Annotated in this window: 23 protein-coding genes; 16 read left to right on the forward strand and 7 right to left on the reverse strand. The window is 73.1% G+C overall.

Annotated features, from left to right (window positions below; translation table 11 throughout):
- Positions 1-79 precede the first annotated feature (79 nt).
- From L2K70_RS06800 to L2K70_RS06810, 3 genes are all read left to right on the forward strand, one after another.
- Entirely contained in the window at positions 80-451 is a 372-nt protein-coding gene (locus L2K70_RS06800; protein ID WP_236400647.1) for an Rv2175c family DNA-binding protein, read from the forward strand.
- A complete protein-coding gene (locus L2K70_RS06805; RefSeq protein ID WP_236400649.1) occupies positions 451-945 on the forward strand; it encodes a guanyl-specific ribonuclease in 495 nt (164 codons plus the stop codon). Before L2K70_RS06800 ends, L2K70_RS06805 begins: the two co-directional genes overlap by 1 nt.
- A gap of 64 nt (positions 946-1,009) precedes the next feature.
- A complete protein-coding gene (locus L2K70_RS06810; protein ID WP_236400650.1) occupies positions 1,010-1,444 on the forward strand; it encodes a barstar family protein in 435 nt (144 codons plus the stop codon).
- 60 nt (positions 1,445-1,504) lie between these two features.
- Here L2K70_RS06810 and L2K70_RS06815 read toward each other — a convergent pair whose 3' ends face one another.
- Complete coding sequence (locus L2K70_RS06815; protein WP_236400652.1) at positions 1,505-2,569, reverse strand: polyprenyl synthetase family protein; 1,065 nt, start codon at positions 2,567-2,569, stop codon at positions 1,505-1,507.
- A gap of 75 nt (positions 2,570-2,644) precedes the next feature.
- Between L2K70_RS06815 and metF the strand changes: the two genes are divergently transcribed.
- Both metF and L2K70_RS06825 read left to right on the forward strand, forming a co-directional pair.
- Complete coding sequence (gene metF / locus L2K70_RS06820; RefSeq protein ID WP_236400654.1) at positions 2,645-3,535, forward strand: methylenetetrahydrofolate reductase [NAD(P)H]; 891 nt, start codon at positions 2,645-2,647, stop codon at positions 3,533-3,535.
- A gap of 31 nt (positions 3,536-3,566) precedes the next feature.
- Positions 3,567-4,193 (forward strand): SIMPL domain-containing protein, encoded by a 627-nt coding sequence (locus tag L2K70_RS06825; protein WP_236400656.1) that lies wholly within the window; start codon positions 3,567-3,569, stop codon positions 4,191-4,193.
- Between the two features lie 4 nt (positions 4,194-4,197).
- Here the strand turns inward: L2K70_RS06825 and L2K70_RS06830 are convergent, their stop codons facing one another.
- From L2K70_RS06830 to L2K70_RS06840, 3 genes are read right to left on the reverse strand one after another with little or no spacing between them, the layout of a single operon-like run.
- Positions 4,198-5,499, reverse strand: a complete 1,302-nt coding sequence (locus tag L2K70_RS06830; protein ID WP_236400658.1) for a phytoene desaturase family protein — start codon at positions 5,497-5,499, stop codon at positions 4,198-4,200.
- Between the two features lie 9 nt (positions 5,500-5,508).
- Complete coding sequence (locus L2K70_RS06835; RefSeq protein ID WP_236400661.1) at positions 5,509-6,105, reverse strand: DUF4126 domain-containing protein; 597 nt, start codon at positions 6,103-6,105, stop codon at positions 5,509-5,511.
- Positions 6,105-6,599, reverse strand: coding sequence for a YbaK/EbsC family protein (locus L2K70_RS06840; protein WP_236400662.1), 495 nt, complete (start codon positions 6,597-6,599; stop codon positions 6,105-6,107). Before L2K70_RS06840 ends, L2K70_RS06835 begins: the two co-directional genes overlap by 1 nt.
- Before the next feature lie 58 nt (positions 6,600-6,657).
- On the opposite strand from L2K70_RS06840, the gene L2K70_RS06845 reads away from it, so the two are divergent.
- The 6 genes from L2K70_RS06845 to L2K70_RS06870 all read left to right on the forward strand — a co-directional run bounded on the left by L2K70_RS06845 (position 6,658) and on the right by L2K70_RS06870 (position 10,664).
- Entirely contained in the window at positions 6,658-7,122 is a 465-nt protein-coding gene (locus tag L2K70_RS06845) for a hypothetical protein (protein ID WP_236400664.1), read from the forward strand.
- A 189-nt stretch (positions 7,123-7,311) separates the two neighbouring features.
- Positions 7,312-7,644: a DUF6504 family protein gene (locus L2K70_RS06850; RefSeq protein ID WP_236400666.1), complete on the forward strand. Its 333-nt coding sequence runs from the start codon at positions 7,312-7,314 to the stop codon at positions 7,642-7,644.
- Positions 7,645-7,657: 13 nt separating this feature from the next.
- On the forward strand, positions 7,658-8,095 hold the full coding sequence (locus tag L2K70_RS06855) for an SAV_6107 family HEPN domain-containing protein (RefSeq protein ID WP_236400667.1): 438 nt from the start codon (positions 7,658-7,660) through the stop codon (positions 8,093-8,095).
- 43 nt (positions 8,096-8,138) lie between these two features.
- A complete protein-coding gene (locus tag L2K70_RS06860) occupies positions 8,139-8,879 on the forward strand; it encodes a methyltransferase domain-containing protein (protein WP_236400669.1) in 741 nt (246 codons plus the stop codon).
- An 18-nt stretch (positions 8,880-8,897) separates the two neighbouring features.
- Positions 8,898-10,109, forward strand: coding sequence for a DNA polymerase IV (dinB, locus tag L2K70_RS06865; RefSeq protein ID WP_236400672.1), 1,212 nt, complete (start codon positions 8,898-8,900; stop codon positions 10,107-10,109).
- Between the two features lie 117 nt (positions 10,110-10,226).
- Entirely contained in the window at positions 10,227-10,664 is a 438-nt protein-coding gene (locus L2K70_RS06870; protein ID WP_236400674.1) for an SCO2097 family morphological protein, read from the forward strand.
- A gap of 218 nt (positions 10,665-10,882) precedes the next feature.
- On the opposite strand, the gene L2K70_RS06875 is transcribed toward L2K70_RS06870, so the two are convergent.
- The 3 genes from L2K70_RS06875 to L2K70_RS06885 are packed head-to-tail and all read right to left on the reverse strand — an operon-like array spanning position 10,883 to position 15,570.
- The gene (locus tag L2K70_RS06875; RefSeq protein WP_236400676.1) at positions 10,883-13,264 is read right to left on the reverse strand and encodes a transglutaminase TgpA family protein; all 2,382 of its coding nucleotides are present in this window, start codon (positions 13,262-13,264) and stop codon (positions 10,883-10,885) included.
- On the reverse strand, positions 13,261-14,529 hold the full coding sequence (locus tag L2K70_RS06880; RefSeq protein ID WP_236400678.1) for a DUF58 domain-containing protein: 1,269 nt from the start codon (positions 14,527-14,529) through the stop codon (positions 13,261-13,263). The genes L2K70_RS06875 and L2K70_RS06880 overlap by 4 nt, the downstream gene beginning before the upstream one ends.
- Before the next feature lie 9 nt (positions 14,530-14,538).
- A complete protein-coding gene (locus L2K70_RS06885; protein WP_268930183.1) occupies positions 14,539-15,570 on the reverse strand; it encodes an AAA family ATPase in 1,032 nt (343 codons plus the stop codon).
- 374 nt (positions 15,571-15,944) lie between these two features.
- Between L2K70_RS06885 and mraZ the strand changes: the two genes are divergently transcribed.
- The 5 genes from mraZ to L2K70_RS06910 all read left to right on the forward strand — a co-directional run bounded on the left by mraZ (position 15,945) and on the right by L2K70_RS06910 (position 20,389).
- Positions 15,945-16,373 carry a division/cell wall cluster transcriptional repressor MraZ gene (mraZ, locus tag L2K70_RS06890; protein ID WP_236400681.1) on the forward strand — a complete coding sequence of 143 codons (429 nt, stop codon included), beginning with the start codon at positions 15,945-15,947 and terminating at the stop codon, positions 16,371-16,373.
- 343 nt (positions 16,374-16,716) lie between these two features.
- Positions 16,717-16,878, forward strand: a complete 162-nt coding sequence (locus tag L2K70_RS06895; RefSeq protein WP_236400683.1) for a hypothetical protein — start codon at positions 16,717-16,719, stop codon at positions 16,876-16,878.
- Between the two features lie 15 nt (positions 16,879-16,893).
- Positions 16,894-17,904, forward strand: a complete 1,011-nt coding sequence (gene rsmH, locus L2K70_RS06900; RefSeq protein WP_236400685.1) for a 16S rRNA (cytosine(1402)-N(4))-methyltransferase RsmH — start codon at positions 16,894-16,896, stop codon at positions 17,902-17,904.
- A complete protein-coding gene (gene ftsL / locus L2K70_RS06905) occupies positions 17,901-18,494 on the forward strand; it encodes a cell division protein FtsL (RefSeq protein WP_236400687.1) in 594 nt (197 codons plus the stop codon). Before rsmH ends, ftsL begins: the two co-directional genes overlap by 4 nt.
- A 113-nt stretch (positions 18,495-18,607) precedes the next feature.
- Positions 18,608-20,389, forward strand: a complete 1,782-nt coding sequence (locus L2K70_RS06910) for a peptidoglycan D,D-transpeptidase FtsI family protein (protein ID WP_236400689.1) — start codon at positions 18,608-18,610, stop codon at positions 20,387-20,389.
- The last annotated feature ends 6 nt before the right edge of the window (positions 20,390-20,395 follow it).

Here is a 20,395-nt window from a genome sequence, read left to right on the forward strand (position 1 = left end):
CCGCGACACGCTACGGATCACCCGCCGGGGTGACAAACCGGCTTCGCCACCTCGGACGTCCTCTCCTAGGCTTCAGCCCATGAGTGACCAACCCCTGGCCGACCGTGACCTGGCCGCCCTCGTGCCCGAGTGGCTCGAGTGGAGCGAGGTCGCCGACCTGCTCGGGGTCACGCCCGGCAAGGTCCGCACGATGATCCGCGAGCACGAGCTCGCCCAGGCAGTGTCCGAGCCGGGCGCCGGACCGCGCGTGCCGGCGGCCTTCATCCAGGACGGCATGGTCGTCAAGGGCCTGCCCGGTCTGCTGACCATGCTCCACGACCACCGGTTCGACGACCGTGAGTGCATCGCGTGGCTGTTCACCGACGTCGACCTGCCCGGTCGTCCGATCGACGCGCTCCGCGAGAACCGCGGCAGCGAGGTCAAGCGCCGCGCGCAGGTGCTGGAGTACTGATGGCCGGGACGGCGACGGCTCGGCAGCGCTACCAGTGGTTGCTCCTGCTCGTCGCCGCCGTGCTGCTCCTCGGCTGGCTGGTGACCGGGGGCCAGGGCGACGACTCGGCGACGACCGCGCGAGACCCGTCCTCGAGCTCGACGTCCCCCTCCTCGTCCTCGTCCGACGAACCCACCGCCACGAGCTCACCCGGCACGGATCCCGACAGCGGGTTGCCGTACGTCGAGGAGTCGAGCCTGCCTGCCGAGGCGCAGGACGTGCTCGCGCGGATCGATGCGGGCGGGCCGTTCAAGTACCCCGACAACGACGGGGTGGTCTTCGAGAACCGCGAGGACCTGTTGCCGGACCAGCCCTACGGCTACTACCGCGAGTACACCGTCGAGACCGCTCCTCGGGTGCGCGGGCCACGCCGGATCGTCACCGGCGAGGAGGACCAGTACTACTGGACCGACGACCACTACGACTCGTTCTCCAGGATCCGGAGGGCGCGATGAGGTTCACCCCACGACGTTCTTCTCCTCCGCTTCGCTCCTCCGAACAACGCCGCGGGGACCCCGAATGAGCGGACTGGCAGCGGTCCTGGCGGGGCGAGAGGCCCCGGGCATCCACCTGTGGGCGGGCGCGTTCGACGTCGCCGACGTGCGTCACACCGTCGAGCACGCCGGGTGGGGATTCGGTTACGTCGACGGGTGGACGCGCGCGGACTCGAAGGCCGCCTTCCTCGCCGAGGTGGGCCGGACGCTGGACTTCCCGGACTGGTATGGCCAGAACTTCGACGCCCTCGCCGACTGCCTGCACGACGTCGGCGCCGGTGTCGACGGCGTGCTGCTGCTGTGGGACGGGTGGGCGACGCTCGCCCGGGCCGACGAGAAGGCCTTCAACGTCGCCCTGAGCGTCCTCGGCTCGCGGGTCCACGCCGATCGCGGCGTCCCGTTCTCGGTGCTGCTGCGCGGCGAGGGCCCCGTGGTGCCGGGGATCATCCGCCTCGACTGACCCGCCGCTCGCTGGTCGAGGAGGGCGCGCAGCGCCCGTCACGAGACCGAGGTGCAGCCGTCACACCGTCCGCTGGGTCGCAGCCGCCGCGAGCTCGGTGAGCACGATGCGCGCGTGCTCGTCGACGTCGGCGGCGTCGAGGGCCGACACGGCGTGGTCGGCGAGCGATCCGATGACCTCCTCGACCTGGGCGCGCGCACCGGAGGTGTCGATGATGGTGCGGAGCTCGTCCACGTCGGCCCCGGACAGCGGGGTGCCGAGCGCCTCGTCGAGCCGTCGGGCCGCGGCCGGCGGGGCGGCGTCGAGCGCCAGGGCGACGAGCACCGTGCGCTTGCCCTCGACGAGGTCGTCACCGGCCGGCTTGCCCGTCTCGGCGGGGTCGCCGAAGACGCCGAGGAGGTCGTCGCGGAGCTGGAAGGCCTCGCCCAGCGGCAGCCCGAACCGGCTGAGCTGCTCGATCCGGGAGTCGTCGGCGCCCGCGAGGGCGGCGCCCACGTGCAGCGGCCGCTCGATGGAGTACTTGGCGGACTTGTAGCGCAGCACCGTCATCGCCGTGTCGACGTCGGCGCGCCCGCGCGCCTGGACCGACACGTCGAGGAACTGCCCGGCGATGACCTCGCTGCGGCACCGCTCGAACAGGTCGAGGCCGGGCGCGACCTCGTCGGGGGCGAAGCCCGAGTGGCGCAGGAGGTCGCCGGCCCAGCCGAGCAGCAGGTCGCCGAGCAGGATCGCCGCGGCGGCGCCGTACTGCTCCGGGTCGCCGCGCCAACCGGTCGCCCGGTGCTCTGCCTCGAAGGCCCGGTGCGTCGCGGGCCGCCCACGCCGGGTGTCGGAGGCGTCCATGAGGTCGTCGTGCACGAGCGCACTCGCGTGCAGGAGCTCGAGCGACGCGCAGGCCCGGGCGAGTGCCGCCTCGTCCGCAGGGTCCGGCCGGATCGCGCGGTGCCCCCAGTGGCAGAAGGCCGCGCGGAACCGCTTGCCCCCGCGCACCGACGTACGTGCCTCCGCGATCAACCGGCCGGCGTCGGGGCCGAGTGGCGCGAGCTCGGCCTCGCGCTCGTCGAGGAACGCATCCAGGACCTGCTGGACCTGGTCGCGGAAGGGTGCGGGGTCCCAGGTCGTCACGGGAGCGAGCCTAGAGGGGGCCTGAAGGGTGGGACGATGCGGGACCACGGCCCGGTCGTCCGTAGGCTGTTGCGCATGACGCACGCACCCGGACGCAGCATGCGCGAGCTCCTCGCGACGGGCGAGCGGTCGTTCTCCTTCGAGTTCTTCCCGCCGAAGGACGAGGCCGGCGAGCAGCAGCTGTGGCAGGCGATCACCGACCTCGAGCCCTACGGCCCGACGTTCGTCTCGGTGACCTACGGCGCCGGCGGCACGACCCGCGACCGCACGGTCGCGATCACCGAGCGCATCGCCCGTGACACCTCGATGCTGCCGGTGGCGCACCTGACCTGTGTCGGCCACACCCGCGCGGAGCTCAGCGCCATCCTCGACGACCTGCACGAGGCCGGGGTCACCCACGTCATGGCGCTGCGTGGCGACCCGCCGGACGGGCCCGGCACCCCGTGGACGCCGACCGACGGAGGACTGACCTACGCCAGTGAGCTGGTGGAGCTGATCCGGGACCGGGCCGACATGCGCATCGGCGTCGCGGCGTTCCCGGAGGGTCACGTCGACGCGGTGGACCTCGAGACCGACGCTCGCGTGCTGAAGGCCAAGCAGGACGCCGGGGCCGAGTTCGCCGTGACCGACATGGTGCTGCGGGCCTCCGACTACGCCGCGCTCGTCGAGCGTGCCGAGGCGGTGGGCGCCGACCTGCCGATCATCCCGGGCATCATGCCGATCCTGAACCTGCGCTCGATGGAGCGGATGGTCGAGTTCTCCGGGCGACAGCTGCCCGAGGAGACGACGGCCCGCCTGACGCCGTACGCCGACGACCCCGTCGCGCTGCGCGCCGAGGGCATCGCGATCGCCACCGAGCTCTGCGAGGACCTGCTCGACGCGGGTGCGCCCGGTCTGCACTTCTACACGCTGAACCGCTCGAAGGCCACGCGCGAGATCTTCGCGAACCTGCGCATCACCGTCTGACCCTCCCGCGGGGTCGCACTAGGTTGGGCCCATGCCTCCAGAGCCCGCGGACATGCACACCGTCACCGTCACCGGGACCGGCACGAGCCGGGTCGCCCCGGACAGCGCGGTCGCCCGCGTCGGCGTGGTCGGTCGCGGTGCCAGCGTCGCGGAGGCCTACGACGCGATGAGCGCCGCCGCGACCGTCCTCACCGAGGTCGCCGGACGGCACACCGAGGAGCGACGCCTCGCCTCCACGGGGGTGTCGGTGTGGCCGGCGCACGACCAGACCGGCGCGCGCGACGGCTTCGAGGCCCGCCACTCCTTCTCGATCGGCTGCGACGACCTCGCCGCCGCCGGGTCGATGCTCGGCGAGCTCGCGAGCGAGGTCGGCGACGCCTTGGTCGTCGACGGCGTCGCCCTCGAGGTGACCCAGGACCACGGTGCCGGGATCGCAGCGCGCGAGGCCGCCTTCCACGACGCACGCGAGCGAGCCGCCGCCCTCGCCCGGATGGCCGGCGCCGGTCTCGGCTCCGTGCGCACGATCGTCGAGGGCGACGCGGCACCAGGTCCGGGGCCGCTGCCCAAGATGGCGATGATGCGCGACGCCGGGGGTCTCGAGCCGGGGGAGGCGTCCGTGACGGTCTCCGTCACGGTGGTGTGGGAGATCGTGCACTGACGGCTCAGGCGCGACCGACCACCTCGGCGACCAGGGCGGCGCTGAGCCCGGCGAACGGCAGTCCCGAGCCGGTCGTGGCGTGCGCCCCTGCCGCGAGCACTCCCCGGATCGGCGTCGTCGGCCCGAGGCGGGTCCGGGCGGTGCGCGGTCCTTGCCAGAGCATGCCGTGAGGGGAGCCACCCCAGCGCTCGACCAGGTCGCGCGGACCGCGGTCGACGCGCGCCACGACCCGGGACCGTACGTCGATGCCGTGCCGCGCGAGCGCGGTGAGCACGTCCTCGGCGATCCGGCCACGGGCGAGCACCGTCCACGCGGCGCCACCCCCGGGTGCCCGTCCGCCGGTGCGCACCACGAGCAGCGGGTCGCCGTGGAGCACGACCTCGTGGGGGAGGTCCGGGACGTCACCCTCGAGGCCGACGTGGCAGACCACCGGCGGGATCGCCGGCATCGTCCGGCTGACGTGGGGGGCGAGCGCGGGCAGCCGCCGCGGGTCGACCGCGACGACGACGAGGTCGGCCGGCAGCCGGCCGCCGGGTGTGCGGACGCCGCTCACGCGCCCGTCGGACGTCACGAGGTCTGTCGCGGGCGTACGGGTGAGCACGGTGACGCCGCGCAGTGCCAGCCGCTCCGCCATGGCCGTCCCGAGCGCAGCCAGCCCGCCCGGGACGGTCCACGCCCCGAACCGTTGCTCGAGGTAGACGTCGACCCCGGCGAGGACCGGCACGTCGCGCAGGTCGTGGCCGTCCATGAAGAGACGGTGGCCGGCGACCAGGCGTAGCCGCTCGTCGCGGAACGTGCGTCGCAGTCGCTTGGCCAGCGACTCACGGGAGCCGAGCAGGGCGATCAGCTCGCGCGGCGCGACGTCCTCGTCGAAGGGACGCTCGAACCACTCCCGGCGCAGCAGCTCCCACGTGTCGCCGTACGACGCCACGTGGTCGACCCACTGCTGACCCAGCCCGGCCCCGAGCCCGTCGACCGCGGCGAGCTGGGCCGCGCGCGACCCGCCCGGGAGGCGGAGCGCCGAACCGTCCGCGAAGCGGTGCTCGCGGACGAGGTCCAGCGGCTGGAGGTCGACCTCGCGCTCGAGCGGACGACCGGACTTGCGGAAGAGGTCGCGGACCACCGCCGGCATGAGCGTGCTCGTCGGCCCGGCGTCCCAGGCGAAGCCGTCGAGCTCGACCGTGCTGAGCGCGCCACCGAGGGTGTCCGCGCGCTCGACCAGGGTGACGTCGTGGCCGAGCTTCGCGAGCCGGGCGGCGGCCGCCATGCCGCCGAAGCCACCACCGATCACGACGACACGAGCCACGCCAGAACCCTAGGGTGTTGCCGTCTGGTGGAGCGGACCGCGCTTCTTCCACCGCCGCCAGCCGCGGCGGACGAGGCGGGCCACGAAGAAGAGCATGACCAGCCCGAGCAGGAGCAGGACTCCGGCGACCGCCGCGGCAGCCTGCGGGTGCTCGAGGGCGAACCAGACGACTCCGAGGACGGCCGCGTCCTCGGTCAGGCTCGCCAGGACGTTGCTCGCAGGCTCGGGGGAGGCGTTGATCGCCAGCCGCCCGCCCGCCTTGACGAGGTGGCTCAGCAGCGCCGTACCGCCGCCGACGACGCCCAGCACCGCCTGGTCGAGCGACGACGCGTCACCAGCCAGCAGCACGCCGATCACCGCTCCGGCGGTCGGCCGGATCGCGGTGGAGATCGCGTCCCAGGTCGAGTCGATGTAGGGGATCTTGTCGGCGATGAACTCCATCGCGTAGAGGAAGCCGGCCACGGCCAGCACGTCCCAGCGACCCAGGACGTCGGGGATGTCGGTGAACGACCCGAACCGGTCGGCGATGCCCAGCACCAGGACCACGAGGTAGGAGTTGATCCCGCTCGCCCAACCGCTGGAGAACGTCAGCGCCAGCGCGTCCATCAGCCGGCGTCCGCGTCGCCGGTCTCGACGTCCACCTCGGCCGCGCCGGTCATGGCGACGAGCTCGTCGTACGTCGTCGAGAACACGGCGGCCGGGTGGCCGGCGGCCGCCCACACCACCGGGTGCCGCCGCAGCCACGGGTCGATCCAGGTGCGGACCGGTGCCGGGTGGTCGAGGGGGGAGACGCCGCCGATGACCTGGCCGGTGTGGCGCCGTACGAAGTCCGGGTCGGCGCGCTTCAACCGACCCACGCCGATGCGTCGGGCGACGGCCGCGGTGTCGACGCGGTGCGCGCCCGAGGTCAGGATCAGGACCGGCTCCCCCTCGGCGTCGAAGAGCAGACTGTTGGCGATCGCACCGACCTCGCAGCCCAGCGCCGCCGCGGCGAGTGCCGCAGTGTGGGCGCTGTCGGGCAGGATGACCACGTCGCCCGTGCCACCGAGCCGGGCGTGCTCGCCTCGAAATGAGGTGATGGATGCGTGCTCGGTCGACATGATGCGAGCCTAGCGACGACAACGACGAACCTCAGCGACGAACTTCAGGGAGTGACGGATGGCGCGCGACGTGCCCGGTTCAGTGGCCAACGCCGTGCGGGTGCTGGGGCTCATCGTGGCCACCTCGGGTGTGATCACCCTGCTGATCTGGCTGTTGAGCGACGACGTCATCCTCGGCTGGGCGAAGGGCAACCCGTCCGCCCAGGAGATGCTCGACCAGGGCGGGATCGAGCAGCTGCGCGAGAGCCCGATCGTCCCCGGCTTCGTGGCGCTCGCGATCGTGGCCTTCGTGGGCTTCGCGCTGCTCGCCATGGTCCTCGGCTCGTTCTTCCTCGGCGGCCACCCCTGGACCCGGTTCGTGCTGACGGCGACCGCTGGGGTCGGCGTCCTCGTCGGCGCGGTCTGCCTCGCCAACCACCTCCCGGTCATCTTCGTCGTCCTGTCCGCCCTCGTGATCGTCGAGGGCCTGGTCCTCTCCTACTTCCTCTGGCAGCGCGACACCACCGCCTTCCTGCGCGACTGACTCCCGCCGCCTGCCTGTCCTCCGACGACCGGCCTCCGGCTCTTGACGCGCTGTCGGTGGCGGGTAGTACCGTTCGTGGTGTTCGAACACGTGTTCGATGCGACCCGGGTGGCGGCGGACCTCGACCCCCGCCCCGCCCGGGTCGGCCCGGGGTCGAGGCGACGGCGAGCGAGATCGAAGGGAGGCACGATGAGGCAGTACGACGACCCCGTCGAGGTGCGACGGGGTGAGGCGGAGGACCCCGACCAGTTCCTGTGGCGCGGCCGGCTGTGGAAGGTGCGCGCGGTCGTCGCGCACTGGGTGGAGGCCGGGGCGTGGCGCCCGGCAGCGAGCACGTCCGAGCCGGGGGGCACGGGGACCGCGGAGCGTGAGATGTGGCGGGTGGAGGCGGGCCGGGGGCTCCGGGTCGCCGATGCCGACACCGACGGCCACTCCGGTGGCCACTCCGCGAGCCACGGAGTGTTCGACCTCTCCCTCGACTGGGCCGACGGGCGCTGGCAGCTCGTCGGGTCCCAGGACTGAGGGGATGACGGCGATGAGTCCTCGTCACCAGGCGCCGGTCAGCCCGCCTGCCGGTCCCCACATGCTGCCGGCCACCGCGCACTCCTACCTCGAGCGCTCGGCGACCTCGCTGCGCGACGCGATCGCGGCGCGGGACGTGCCCACCCGCTACGCCTGTGCCCACGTCGCGGCGCTCTGCGCCGCTGCCGCCCTGCTCGCCGCGCGCGCCCGGCCGGCTCCGCGCGGGCGGCGCCAGAAGAACGCGTGGGTCCTGCTCGCCGAGGTCGCGCCCGAGCTGTCGGAGTGGGCGAGCTTCTTCGCGGCCGGCGCCGCCAAGCGAGCCGCCGCGGAGGCGGGCTCGACACGCGCGGTGTCCGAGCGCGAGGCCGACGACCTCGTCCGCGATGCCGACAGGTTCCTGGCGATCGTCGAGCAGGCGCTGGGGCTGGTGCCGCACGTCAGCGTGGCGTGAACTGCCCCCGGCCCCGGTCGCCACGCGCACTAGGGTTGGCCGCATGGCCCAGCCCTCCGCCAGCGACCGCCGCCACTCCGTCCGCACCGGCGTGGCGTGGGACGGGGTGCGCGCCGTGCTGGACGCCCGCGGCGGTGACCGACAGGCACGGATCGTCGACGTCGGTGGCGGGACCGGCGGCTTCGCGGTGCCCCTGGCGGAGCTCGGCCACCGCGTGCAGGTCATCGACCCCAGCCCGGACGCCCTCGCCTCCCTCGACCGGCGCGCCCGCGAGCGCGGTGTCGCCGACCTGGTCTCCGGCCAGCAGGGCGACCTGGCCGACCTCCCGGACCTGGTCGAGGAGGCCGACCTGGTGCTCTGCCACGGCGTCCTCGAGATGGTCGACGACCCGGCCGCCTCGCTGGTGGCCATCGCCGGCGTGCTCGGCCTCGGTGGCCATCTCAGCCTGCTCGTCGCCCAGCGCCACGCCGCCGTCGTCGCCCGCGCGATGGCCGGCCACTTCCAGGCGGCCCGCGAGCTGCTCGACGGGGACGCCTCGGTCGCCGGGGCGGGTCGTGGTGGACGCCGGTTCACCCACGACGAGGTCGTGGACCTCCTCGGTGGTGCCGGGCTCGAACCGACCTCCGTCCAGGCCGTGCGCGTCTTCGCCGACCTCGTTCCCGGCAGCCTGCTGGACCTCGAGCCCGGGGCCACGGCCGCGCTCGTCGAGCTCGAGCAGGCCGTGGCCTCGCGTCCCGAGTACCTCCCGCTCGCGGCCCAGCTGCACGTCATCGCGCGGCGCTGACGTTCCCGGGCCAGCGTGATGGCCGGCGCGCCTGACGAGGTCGTCGCCACGCCGATCCTCCACGTCGACATGGACGCGTTCTACGCCTCCGTCGCGCTCCGCGAGCGCCCCGACCTCGTCGACCAGCCGGTCGTCGTCGGCGGCAGCGGGCGTGGCGTGGTGCTCGCGGCCAACTACCCCGCCCGTCGCTACGGGATCCGCTCGGCCGTCCCGATGACGCGCGCGCGACGACTCTGCCCCCACGTCGTGGTCCTCGCCCCCGACTACGACACGTTCAGCACGGTGTCGGCCTCGGTGATGGCGACCTTCCGCGAGGTCACGCCCCTCGTCGAGGCGATCTCCCTCGACGAGGCGTTCCTCGACGTCCGCGGCTCGACGCGGCGGCTGGGTCCACCCGGCGAGATCGCGGAGTGGCTGCGCTCGACGATCCACGACGAGCAGGGCATCACCTGCTCGGTCGGTGTGGCCGCGTCGGTGTCGGTCGCCAAGCTCGCCAGCAGGCGTGCCAAGCCGGACGGGGTGATCGTGGTGCCCCCCTCGCAGGTGACGTCGTTCCTGCACCCGCTCGACGTGGGCGAGCTCTTCGGGGTGGGGGAGAAGACCCGGGTCCTGCTGCACGGACGTGGGTTCCGGACCGTCGGCGACGTGGCGCACACGCCCCTGCAGGACCTCCGGCGTGCGGTCGGCAGCCACCTCGGCACGCAGCTGCACCACCTCGCGTGGGGGACCGACCGCAGCGAGCTGACACCACGCTCCGGTCCCTACGAGCCCGATCGCTCGATGGGGGCCGACGAGACCTTCGCCCGTGACATCGCCGACCGGGACGTCATCGTGCGCGAGCTGCTCCGGCTCTGCGCCAAGGTCGGGGGCCGGATGCGGGCGGCCGGCGTGGCCGGCAGGACGATCACCCTCAAGGTCCGGTTCTCCGACTTCACCACCATCACCCGCTCGCGCACGCAGCCCGAGGCCACCGACGTGACGGTGGAGATCCACCGCGAGGTCACGCGGCTCTACGACGCGCTCGGCCTCACGGGCCAGCGTCTGCGCCTGGTCGGCGTACGGGTGGAGGGGCTGGTGCCCCGCGCCACCGTGCACCACCAGCTCGCGCTGGACGAGCCCGACCACGGGTGGCCCGAGGCCGACCGCGCGGTCGACCGGGCGACCCGCCGGTTCGGCTCGTCGGCCGTGCGTCCGGCGAGCCTGGTCGGGGTCCGTGCCCGCGGTCGATGACCCCCCGCGACCCGTGTGCGGCAGAACCGGTCCCTGCGTCGGGGTGAATTTCGACAGGACGCCTACCGTGGGCCACAACACGTGCCTAGACTTGGCGACGAGAGGTGAGGAGGAACCGTGGAGCTCTCCGAGGAAGAACTGCGAATGCTCGAGCAGATGGAGCGCGCCCTCGTCGAGGAGGATCCCAAGCTCGCCTCCACCCTCCGCGGCACGTCGTTCCAGCGAGCTGCGCGTCGCCGGATGGTCATCGGTGGCGTCGTCCTCGTCGCCGGCATCGGCCTGCTCATCGCGGCCGTGCTGCTGGATCTCACCGCGATCGTCCAGACGATCGTCGGTGTCCTCGGCTTCGTCGTGATGCTGGGCGGCGCGATCCTGGCACTGACCTCGGCCCGCAACCCCGCGGCTGCGTCGCCCAAGGTGCGCGCCTCCGGTCGGAGCGGCTTCGGCGTCGTCGACGGTGGCCGCCCGCACCGCCCGTCCCGGCAGCGCTCGGGCACCCCGTTCATGCAGCGCGTGGAAGAGCGGTGGCGTCGCCGCCGCGACCGCGGTTTCTGACCCGCCGCTGACCTTCTTCCGTCGCGTTCCGGGCTCGTCATGAGCCCTCTGGCCGCGTAGTCCCTTGCCAGCGAGGCGGCGCGGACGTGCGCCCCAGGGGCGCGAAGGCGGCGCGGATGTACGCCCGATCAGCGGCGGGTCGGCGCCACCGTGCAGCAGCCGGCGCACGGACGAGCCGACTCAGTGCCGATCGAGCGAACAGATGAGCCGGCTCGACGTCAGCCGACCAGCTCGTCGACCGTCTCGCTCGTCTCGTGGTCGACCGGCGTCCGGGTCTGGGCGGCGCGGGAGCGCCGCGGGCGCCACGAGGTCGTACGACGTCCCACGACCGAGGCCGGCCACCACTGGGCCCGGCGCTCCTCGCGCGGAGTGACGCCGGCGGCGAGTGCCTCCTCCACGAGTCGCGCGTCGTCGGCGTAGCGGTCGGCGGTGAAGGACTCCGGGTCGCGGGAGTAGCGGCTGCGCTCGAGCGCCGTCACGAGGCGGTCGAGCGCCTGGGCGGCCTCGGGCGCCTGGTCCCGGCCGCGGCGCGGCCGGTCCGGTCGTCCGGAGCCGGCGACCGTCGCCGCCAGGAGCCGTCCGAGCCACTCGCCGGCGCGGCGCGGTGAGCGGCCGGCCGGCCAGGCGTGGCCGAGGTCGGTCGCGACGTCGCGCAGCTCCACCCAGAGGTCCTCGATGTCGCCGGCCATCCGGCGGCGACGCCGAGAGCTGCGGACGAGACGGGGGGTGAGGAGGAGCAGCGCGACCAGGGCGAGTCCGGCCAGGGCGCCGAGCACCTGCGCCCACGGCAGCGACGAGGTGTCCTCGTCGGCCGAGCCGGAGTCGGCGCTGGGGCTCTCGGACCGCTGGGGCAGGTCCTCGCTCGACTGGCTGGCGGTCGGCGTGGGCGTCGTCGGCTCGGGGGCGAACTCGGCGGTCGTGTAGCCGGGCACCTCCTCGGCCCGCGCCTGCGGCGTGGGCTCGAAGCGCACCCAGCCGGAGCCGGGGAAGTAGAGCTCGGGCCACGCGTGCAGGTCGTGCGCGGAGAACACCCACGACCCGTCGGCGGCCCTCGTCGGCTCGAGGAAGCCGACGGCCACGCGGCTCGGTATCCCGAGCGTGCGCGCCATGATGGCCATCGTCGCCGCGAACTGCTCGCAGTAGCCGACCTTGTCGTTCAGGAAGGCCAGCAGGTCGGCGCCGCCGTCGCCGGCGGACTCCACCTGCGCCTGGTCGTAGCGGAAGCCGCCGGTCTCGCGGAACCACTGCTGCAGGGCCTGCGCCTTCTGGAAGCGGGTCGGTGCATCCGCGGTCACGATCGCCGCCTGACGCCGGATCTGGTTGCTCAGGCTGGGCGGCACGTCGGTGAAGATGCCCGCCACGGACCCCGCGCCCGAGACCGCGTTGTTCATCGACGCCGCGTCGTAGGTCAGCTGGGCGCCGGTGAAGCTGTAGCTCGTGTCGGCAGCCGTCACGTCGTCCTTGGCGGCGATGAAGTCGCGCGTGGTGATGTCGTAGCGCCAGTCGGTGCTGGCCGCGATGCGCGTGGTCTGGGCGGTCGTCGGCAGCCACGATGAGCGGAAGTCCGGACCGATCCGGACGTCGTAGGTGAACTCACGCCGCTTCACGCTCGTCGCGACCCCGTCGAGCGGGGGCAGGGTCCCGGTGGCCGTCTGGGTGTCGGGGATGTCGCGGTCGCCGGGCGTCCACTGGGAGCCGTTGAAGCGGGCCAGCACCGAGAGCCGGAAGTAGGACGGCTTCGGACCCGAGGTCGTCACCGACATCAGGTCGATGTCCTCGCCGCGCTGCAGGTCACGGCGCAGGTCGACCATCGGGTCCTTCACCTCGACCTCACGCGTGCCGGGACCGTTGCCGTCGAAGACGCTCATGGTCATCGTGGGGACCCCCGCGGGTACGACGACGGCGAGGGCGATCGACGCGGCTCCGAGGGCGAGGGCGGTGTTGCCGATCGCCCCGGTGCGCACCGAGAACGACCCCTTCTCGCCGTCGGGAGCGCGACCCCAGCTCGTGACGTGGTCGCTGTGCTGGAGGAACACCAGGGTCAGGAACAGCCCGGCCACGACGGCGAAGAGCCACCAGGAGACCGACTCGCCCGTCACCGCCACCGGCAGGGTGTACGCCGCCAGCAGCACGAGCCCGGCCACGGGTGCGCGGCGCAGGGTGCAGGCGATCACGTCGACGGCGACGACCACGAGCGTGCCGCCGATCAGCAGCAGCGCGTGCACCGGAGGGACACCGGCCTGGACGGGCGCGGCATAGCTGCGCGAGCTCTCCAGGGCGGCGTCGATCGCCGCGAGGAACGCGTCGACGTTGTCCGGGGTGGGCAGGGGCGACCCGGTCGTCGTACCGAGGACCAGGAGCGCGCCGAGCACCAGCTGGCCCGCGACGACCGCGAGGGGGTGGATCCGGTACCAGCGGGCCAGGGCCCCGCCGCCCGCGAGGACGACGCCGATGAACAGGAGCGGGAAGCCGACCTCGGCGAAGCCGGCGGTCAGCACGCGCCACGACAGCACGGTGGCCCAGGCGGCCAGCAGAGCGACGCCGGCCGTGCGCAGCTGCTGCGGGAGGCTGGAGGAGGACCCGCGGCCGGACGCCCTCATCGCGCTGCCCCCGCCGAGGCCGTGGCGCGGCTCTGCATCAGGCCGAGCTCCTGCCAGGCGGTGTCGAGGCGGTCACGGGGACCGAGGGTGACCGAGCGCCAGCCCGTCGCGGTGAGGTGGGCGGCGGCTCCCACGCCGGGCTGGACCGGCAGGTGCGGAGCCCACGCGTCGACGTCGAGCGCGATCGCCAGGCTGGACGACGCGTGGTGCTGGAGCCGTCGCAGGAACGCCAGATCGGGGTCGCCGAGCCCGCCGAACACACCGACGACGAGCCCTCCGTGACCCGGCTCGGACAGCCACTGCGTGTCCGGTGCGGGGGAGTGGTCGAGCTGGACGACAGCCAGCGCCTCGAGCAGCGGCACGGTGCTGGCCTGGGCGGTCTGGGAGTGCCACTGCGTCTCGCGGCTGTCGCCCGAGGCGGTGACGAGGCGGACGGTGTAGCCGAGATGCGTCAGGTGGACGGCGATCGACGCCGCCGCCGACACGGCGCCCTCGAGCGAGCTGGCCGCGCCCTGTCCGCGGTGGGAGGTGCCGCGGTTGTCGAGAAACACCGTGGCACGTGACTGCCACGGCTGCTCCTCGCGCCGCACCATCAGCTCGCCGACGCGCGCCGAGCTGCGCCAGTGGACGCGGCGCAGGTCGTCGCCGCGGCGGTACTCCCGGACCGTGACGTCCTCCGCGCTGCCGGTGGCGAAGGCGCGCGGCCGGTTGTCGCCCGAGCCGGTCCACGCACCGCCGAGCGGGATCGCGGGCAGCGTGACAGTGCGCGGCGTGACGGTCAGGCGGGACGTGGCGTGGAAGGTGCGACCCAGCTCGACGAGGCCGAACGGGTCGGTGACGCGCACCGACATCGGACCGATGTCGAACTGCCCGCGCAGCTCGGAGCGGACGGCGTACGTCGCATGGCGCCGCCAGCCGTGGCCGAGCCCCTCCAGAACGAAGCGCGGGCGCGTGCCGAGCACGTAGGGGAGGCGCTCCTCGAGCAGCAGCACGCCGGTCGGCGTGCGCGACTCGTTGGAGACGGTGAGCTCGACCGTGGCGGGCTGTCCGGCCGAGACGAGCTGCGGCGCCACGGTGCGCACGAGGGCGAGGCGGTAGCGCGAGCGGCCGACCCACCACGCGGTGAGGAGCGGGAGTGCGGCCACCAGCACGCCGATGCGTACGACGGACGAGTGGCCGACGATGATCGCCGCGACCGTCGTCGTGATGCCCGCGGCCAGGAACGCCCGTCCGCGGACGGTCAGTGCTCCGAGTGCCTCACGCACGGTTGCCCCTCAGCGGGACGCCGAGGGGACCGGCACCGACTCCACGATCCCGGCGAGGATCGAGGCGGTGGTGCGCCCGCTCATGGTCGCCTCGACATTGGGCAGCAACCGGTGCGCGAGCACCGGTGACGTGATGCCGTGGATGTCGTCGGGGAGGACGTAGTCGCGGCCCTGGGTCGCGGCGACGGCCTTGGCGGCCCGCACCAGGTGGAGCGTGGCGCGGGGCGAGGCGCCGAGGTGCAGGTCGTTGCTCTGGCGGGTGGCCGTCGTCAGCGCGACCGCGTAGCGCTGGACGGCCGGCGAGACGTGCACGTGGCCCACGATGTCGATGACCTTGCGGATCTCGCCCGCGTCGGTCACGGGCTCCAGGTCGTCCAGCGGGTTGTGCGCGGTGTGCCCCTCGAGCATGGCGATCTCGGCGGACTCGACCGGGTAGCCCACGGACACCCGCGCCATGAAGCGGTCGCGCTGGGCCTCGGGGAGGGCGTAGGTCCCCTCCATCTCGATCGGGTTCTGCGTGGCGATCACCATGAACGGCTTCTCGAGCGTGTAGGTCGCGTTGTCGACGGTGACCTGGCGCTCCTCCATGGCCTCGAGCAGCGCGGACTGCGTCTTGGGGGACGCGCGGTTGATCTCGTCGCCGACGACGATGTTGGCGAAGACCCCGCCGGGTCGGAACTCGAACTCGCGCGTGTCCTGGTTGAAGACCGAGACGCCGGTGACGTCGGACGGCAGCAGGTCCGGGGTGAACTGGATGCGGCGCACCGTGGAGTCGATGCTGCGGGCCAGCGCCTTGCTGAGCTGGGTCTTGCCGACCCCGGGCACGTCCTCGATGAGCAGGTGGCCCTCGGCGAGCAGCACGACCAGGGCGGCGTTGACGACGTCCGGCTTGCCGGCGATCACGCGCTCGATGTTCTGGCGCACGGCACCGGTCACCCGGCGCACGGTGTCCAGGTCCGGTGCCTGTCCGTAGGTGGTGCCGTTCGGCGCCCCAGTCGGCCCTGTGGTCACGTCTTGCCATCCCCTCGTAGCACTCGCCATCGCGAGCGCAGGATCACCCGCGCTCCCCACGGTATGTGGTGCGCGCAACATACCCGCCCCGCGCGACGGGTCGGAGACCTCGACGCGGACCGTTACCGGACTGCGCTCCACTTTCCACCACCACCGGTGCCCACCGTCCCCCACCGGCCCTCCACCTGCGGCCTCGGACACCGTGCCCACGGTCGATCCACGCTCAGCAGCGCCCCTCGGCGCGCCCGGGGGAGCGGGGAGCGCCCGGCACGTGCACCGGACCGGACCACCCAAATTCACGCGTGGACTTCCCGCGTTTCGGTTGACGGTGGAGTGAAGTGGAGTAATGTGGTGCGAAGTGGGGGACAGGGTCGATCTTCCCGCCGAGCCAGTGGAGGTGCCGGATGTTCTTCGGCACCTACACGCCCAAGCTCGACGAGAAGGGCCGCCTCTTCCTCCCGGCGAAGTTCAGGGACGAGCTGACGGAGGGACTCGTGGTGACCAGGGGACAGGAGCGCTGCCTCACCGTCTGGTCGATGGAGGACTTCGGAAAGCTCACCGACCGGCTCCGCGAGGCGCCGGTCACGCAGAAGAGCACCCGCGACTACGTCCGCATGCTGTTCGCCGCCGCCAGCCAGGAGGTGCCGGACAAGCAGGGACGCATCAACATCCCGGCACCGCTGCGGGAGTACGCCTCGCTCCGCAAGGAGTGCGTCGTCATCGGCTCCATGAACCGGATCGAGATCTGGGACCCCACCGCGTGGGCGACCTACTCGGAGGAGCAGGAGCAGAAGTTCTCCGAGCTCAGCGACGAGGTCTTCCCCGGTATCTGAACCACCCGCACCACCACCCGGACGCCCGGGCAGGACCGACAACTCCACACGGCAGACATCGCGACCCGCACCACCAGGTCTCGAGCCCGCTCCCTCGCAGGCCATCTGGGGCACTTCCCCGGCACCAGAGGGCCTCCCCAAGCCAGGGAGCGGGCAGGGACCTGGTGCGGCGGCTCACCCCGCGCCACGTCGTCGGGGCGTGTCAGCCGCACCGCCAGCACCAGCTCCACCCAGCACAACCCAGCACCACCCAGCACCACCCAGCACCACCCAGCACCACCCAGCAGCTCCAGCCAGCACCACCATCCAGCAGCACCCGGCAACAACGAGTGGGGTCGAGACCATGAGCACCACCCAGCCCTGGGGACGCACCGCAGCGGGCACGCCGCTGCGGGTGCGCGACCAGGCGCGCGAGGCGGCCGCCCTGATCGCGTTCTCCGCAGCCACCGCGTCCGCGATCGCGCTGGGGCTGCTGCTGCTGACCTACCTGGGATCCCAAGGCTGAGACGGGCCTGACTCGATGAGCTCTCCCAGCCACGCCCCGGTGCTCCTCGACCGGGTCGTCGCCCTCCTGACGCCTGCCCTCGAGGCACCCGGCTCGGTCTACGTGGACTGCACGCTCGGCCTCGGCGGCCACAGCGAGGCCGTCCTCGAGCGGCTCCCGCAGGCGAGGGTCGTCGGCATCGACCGCGACCCGACCGCCCTCGAGATGTCGCGCGAGCGGCTCGCCGCCCACGGCGAGCGGTTCACCGCCGTCCACGCGGTGTACGACGAGCTGCCCGAGGTGCTCGCCTCGCTCCGCCTCGACCACGCCGACGCCGTGTTCTTCGACCTCGGCGTCTCCTCCATGCAGCTCGACGTCCGAGACCGCGGCTTCGCCTACTCCGAGGACGCGCCGCTCGACATGCGGATGGACCCCACGACGGGGCAGACCGCCGCCGAGCTCCTCAACACCGCGACGCCGCAGGAGCTGACCCGCATCCTGCGCGACTACGGCGAGGAGAAGTTCGCGAGCAAGATCGCCCGCGAGGTCGTACGACGCCGCGAGTCCGCGCCCTTCACCCGGAGCGCCGAGCTCGTCGAGCTGCTCTACGCCACCATCCCCGCGCCGGCGAGGCGCACGGGCGGCCACCCCGCGAAGCGGACCTTCCAGGCGCTGCGGATGGCGGTCAACGACGAGCTCGCCGTGCTCCGCCGGGCGATCCCGGCCGCCATCGAGTCGATCGGCGTCGGCGGGCGGGTGGTCGTCGAGTCCTACCACTCGCTGGAGGACCGCCTGGTCAAGCGGGCGTTCACCGACGCCACCCGGCTCGACGTGCCCCCGGACCTGCCGTTCGTGCCCGAGGGGGCCGAGCCGGCGCTGCGGCTGGTCACCCGCGGCGCCGAGCAGGCCGACGAGCACGAGATCGCCGAGAACCCGCGCGCCGCCTCCGTACGCCTCCGCGCCGTCGAGCGCGTCCTGCCCGCCGCCGGCAGCACCGGACCCAGCGCCAAGAGCTCCCGTCACCTTCCCCCAGGAGTCGTCAGATGAGCAGTCCCGTCCTGCAGCCCCGCACCCGCGTCAGCCGGCTCGCCCAGGAGGCCGTCGACAAGGCGCGGCTCACGGTCGTCCCGCGGGTCCGCAGCCGGGCGCCGCGGGTGCCGTTCGTGACGCTGGTCAGCCTGGTGCTCGTCGGTGGCATCGTCGGCCTCCTCCTCTTCAACACCTCGATGCAGCAGGCGTCGTTCTCCGCCTCGGCGCTGCAGACCGAGGCGGACACGCTGGCGGCTCGCGAGCAGACCCTGCGGATGGAGCTCGACGACCTGCGCAACCCGCAGCGGGTGGCCGAGCAGGCGCAGTCGATGGGGATGGTGATCCCGGCCGCGCCTGTCTTCCTCGACCTGCGGACCGGCAAGACCACGGGCGTCCGTACGCCGTCGACCCCGGACCAGTCCATCCAGCTCGAGCCCCCCGCCCCGCCCAAGCCGGCGATCCTCGCCCCGGCGCCCACCGTCGTCGAGGTCCCCGCGCCGACCACGACGGACCCCACCACGACGACGGAGGCCGACACGCAGGCCACCGCAGGCGCCGACTCCAAGCCGCAGAAGAACAAGCAGGCACGCAAGAACCGCAACCGCTGACGGCGCGGGCGCGTCGATCCGCGTCCCGCCCCACCTACATTCGTCGACACGCCCCGTCGCACCCGTGACGCGGCCAGGGAAGCGCACCACGAGCGCAGGAGATGAGGACACCAGTGAGCACCCGGGCCACCGGCAAGCGCGGCGCCTCGCGAGGCGCTCCGATGATGCGGCTGCGCATCGGGTTCGTGCTCATCGCGATGGTCCTGTCGTTCTTCGGTGCGCGGCTGGTGCAGCTGCAGGGCATGGACCCGAAGTCGTACGCCGCCATGGCCGCGGCGGAGGGCTCGGCGCGGCTCACGCTCGAGGCCGAGCGCGGCGACATCCTCGACCGCAACGGCGTACCGCTGGCGGACTCGATCCGCGGCAAGATGGTCATCGCGGACCCGGTGCTGACCGCCGGCACGGCGCCCGACCTGGCCCGCCTGCTGTCCGACCGGCTGTCGATCGACTACTTCAAGACCCTCGACGCCCTGCGGGGCCGCAAGACCGGCAGCCGCTTCGAGTACGTCGCCCGGCGGGTGCCGAGCACGCTGGCGAGCGACACCCTCGACGAGCTCGAGGCGGACGGCTTCGAGGGCATCTCGCTCGAGGACGACCCGATCCGCGACTACCCGGCGGGCGACGTCGCCGCCAACCTCATCGGCTACATGGGCACCGACGAGCCGCTGGGCGGCTTCGAGCGCACCTTCGACAAGCAGCTCGCCGGCACGGACGGCCTGGCCACCTGGCAGTCCACGTCCGGCAAGGGCGTCCGCATCCCGCTGCGCGAGAGCACGCTGAAGGAGCCGCGCGACGGCACCCCGCTGCGCACCACCATCGACGGCGACCTCCAGTGGTTCACCCAGAAGGTGCTCGCCCAGGCCGTGCGGCAGTACCGCGCGAAGAGCGCCTCTGCCGCCGTGATGGACACCCGCACCGGCGAGGTCCTCGCCTTCGCCGACGTCCCCACCTTCGACGCCAACGACCCGACCGCTCCCGGGGTGAAGGCTGACGACCGGGTCTCCCGCGGCATGACCGACACCTACGAGCCCGGGTCGGTGGAGAAGGTGCTCACCGTGTCGTCGCTGATCGACGCCGGCAAGGCCTTCCCGCGCCAGAAGTTCAAGGTGCCGCCCGACCTGGCGCGCCAGGACCGCGTCATCGGCGACTGGTTCGACCACGGCAACATCCGCCTGACGCTGGCCGGCATCATCGCCAAGTCGTCCAACATCGGCACGGTGCTGGCGGCTGACGCCTTCTCGCCGCCGCAGCTCGTCGAGTACCTCAAGAAGTTCGGCCTCGGCCAGCGGACCAACGTCGGCGTGAGCGGCGAGACGCCGGGCATCCTCACGCCCGGGGACCAGATGACGTCGCAGACCAAGGACCGCGTGGCGTTCGGTCAGTCGCTCTCGGTCAACGTCCTCCAGATGACGGCCGCGGTCAACACCATCGCCAACAAGGGCGTGCGTGTCTCGCCGAGCCTGATCTCCGGCTCCGCCGTCACCGACGAGGGGCAGACCGTCGGCACCGACACGACCACCCGCACGCGTGTCGTCAGCAAGGAGGCCGCCCGCGGCACCGCGAAGATGATGGAGCGTGTGCTCGACCCCGAGGACGGCGTCGCTCCCGGCGCCGCCGTGCCCGGCTACCTCGTCGCCGGCAAGACGGGCACCGCCCAGCGCGTCGACCCGGACTGCGGCTGCTACGACGGCAGCACCACGGTGTCGTTCGGCGGCTTCGCGCCGGCCGACGACGCCCGCTTCACCGTCTACGTCGTGGTCCACGCGCCCGGCGTCGACGGGGGTGGCGGCTCGATCGCCGGCCCGGTGTTCTCCCGGATCATGGGCTACGTGCTCGGCCGCTACGGGGTCGAGCCCACCAACGGCACGCCGTCGCGGCTCCCCGTCGAGTGGTGAGTGGAT

Source organism: Nocardioides potassii, from assembly GCF_021648885.1.
Lineage (GTDB): Bacteria > Actinomycetota > Actinomycetes > Propionibacteriales > Nocardioidaceae > Nocardioides > Nocardioides potassii.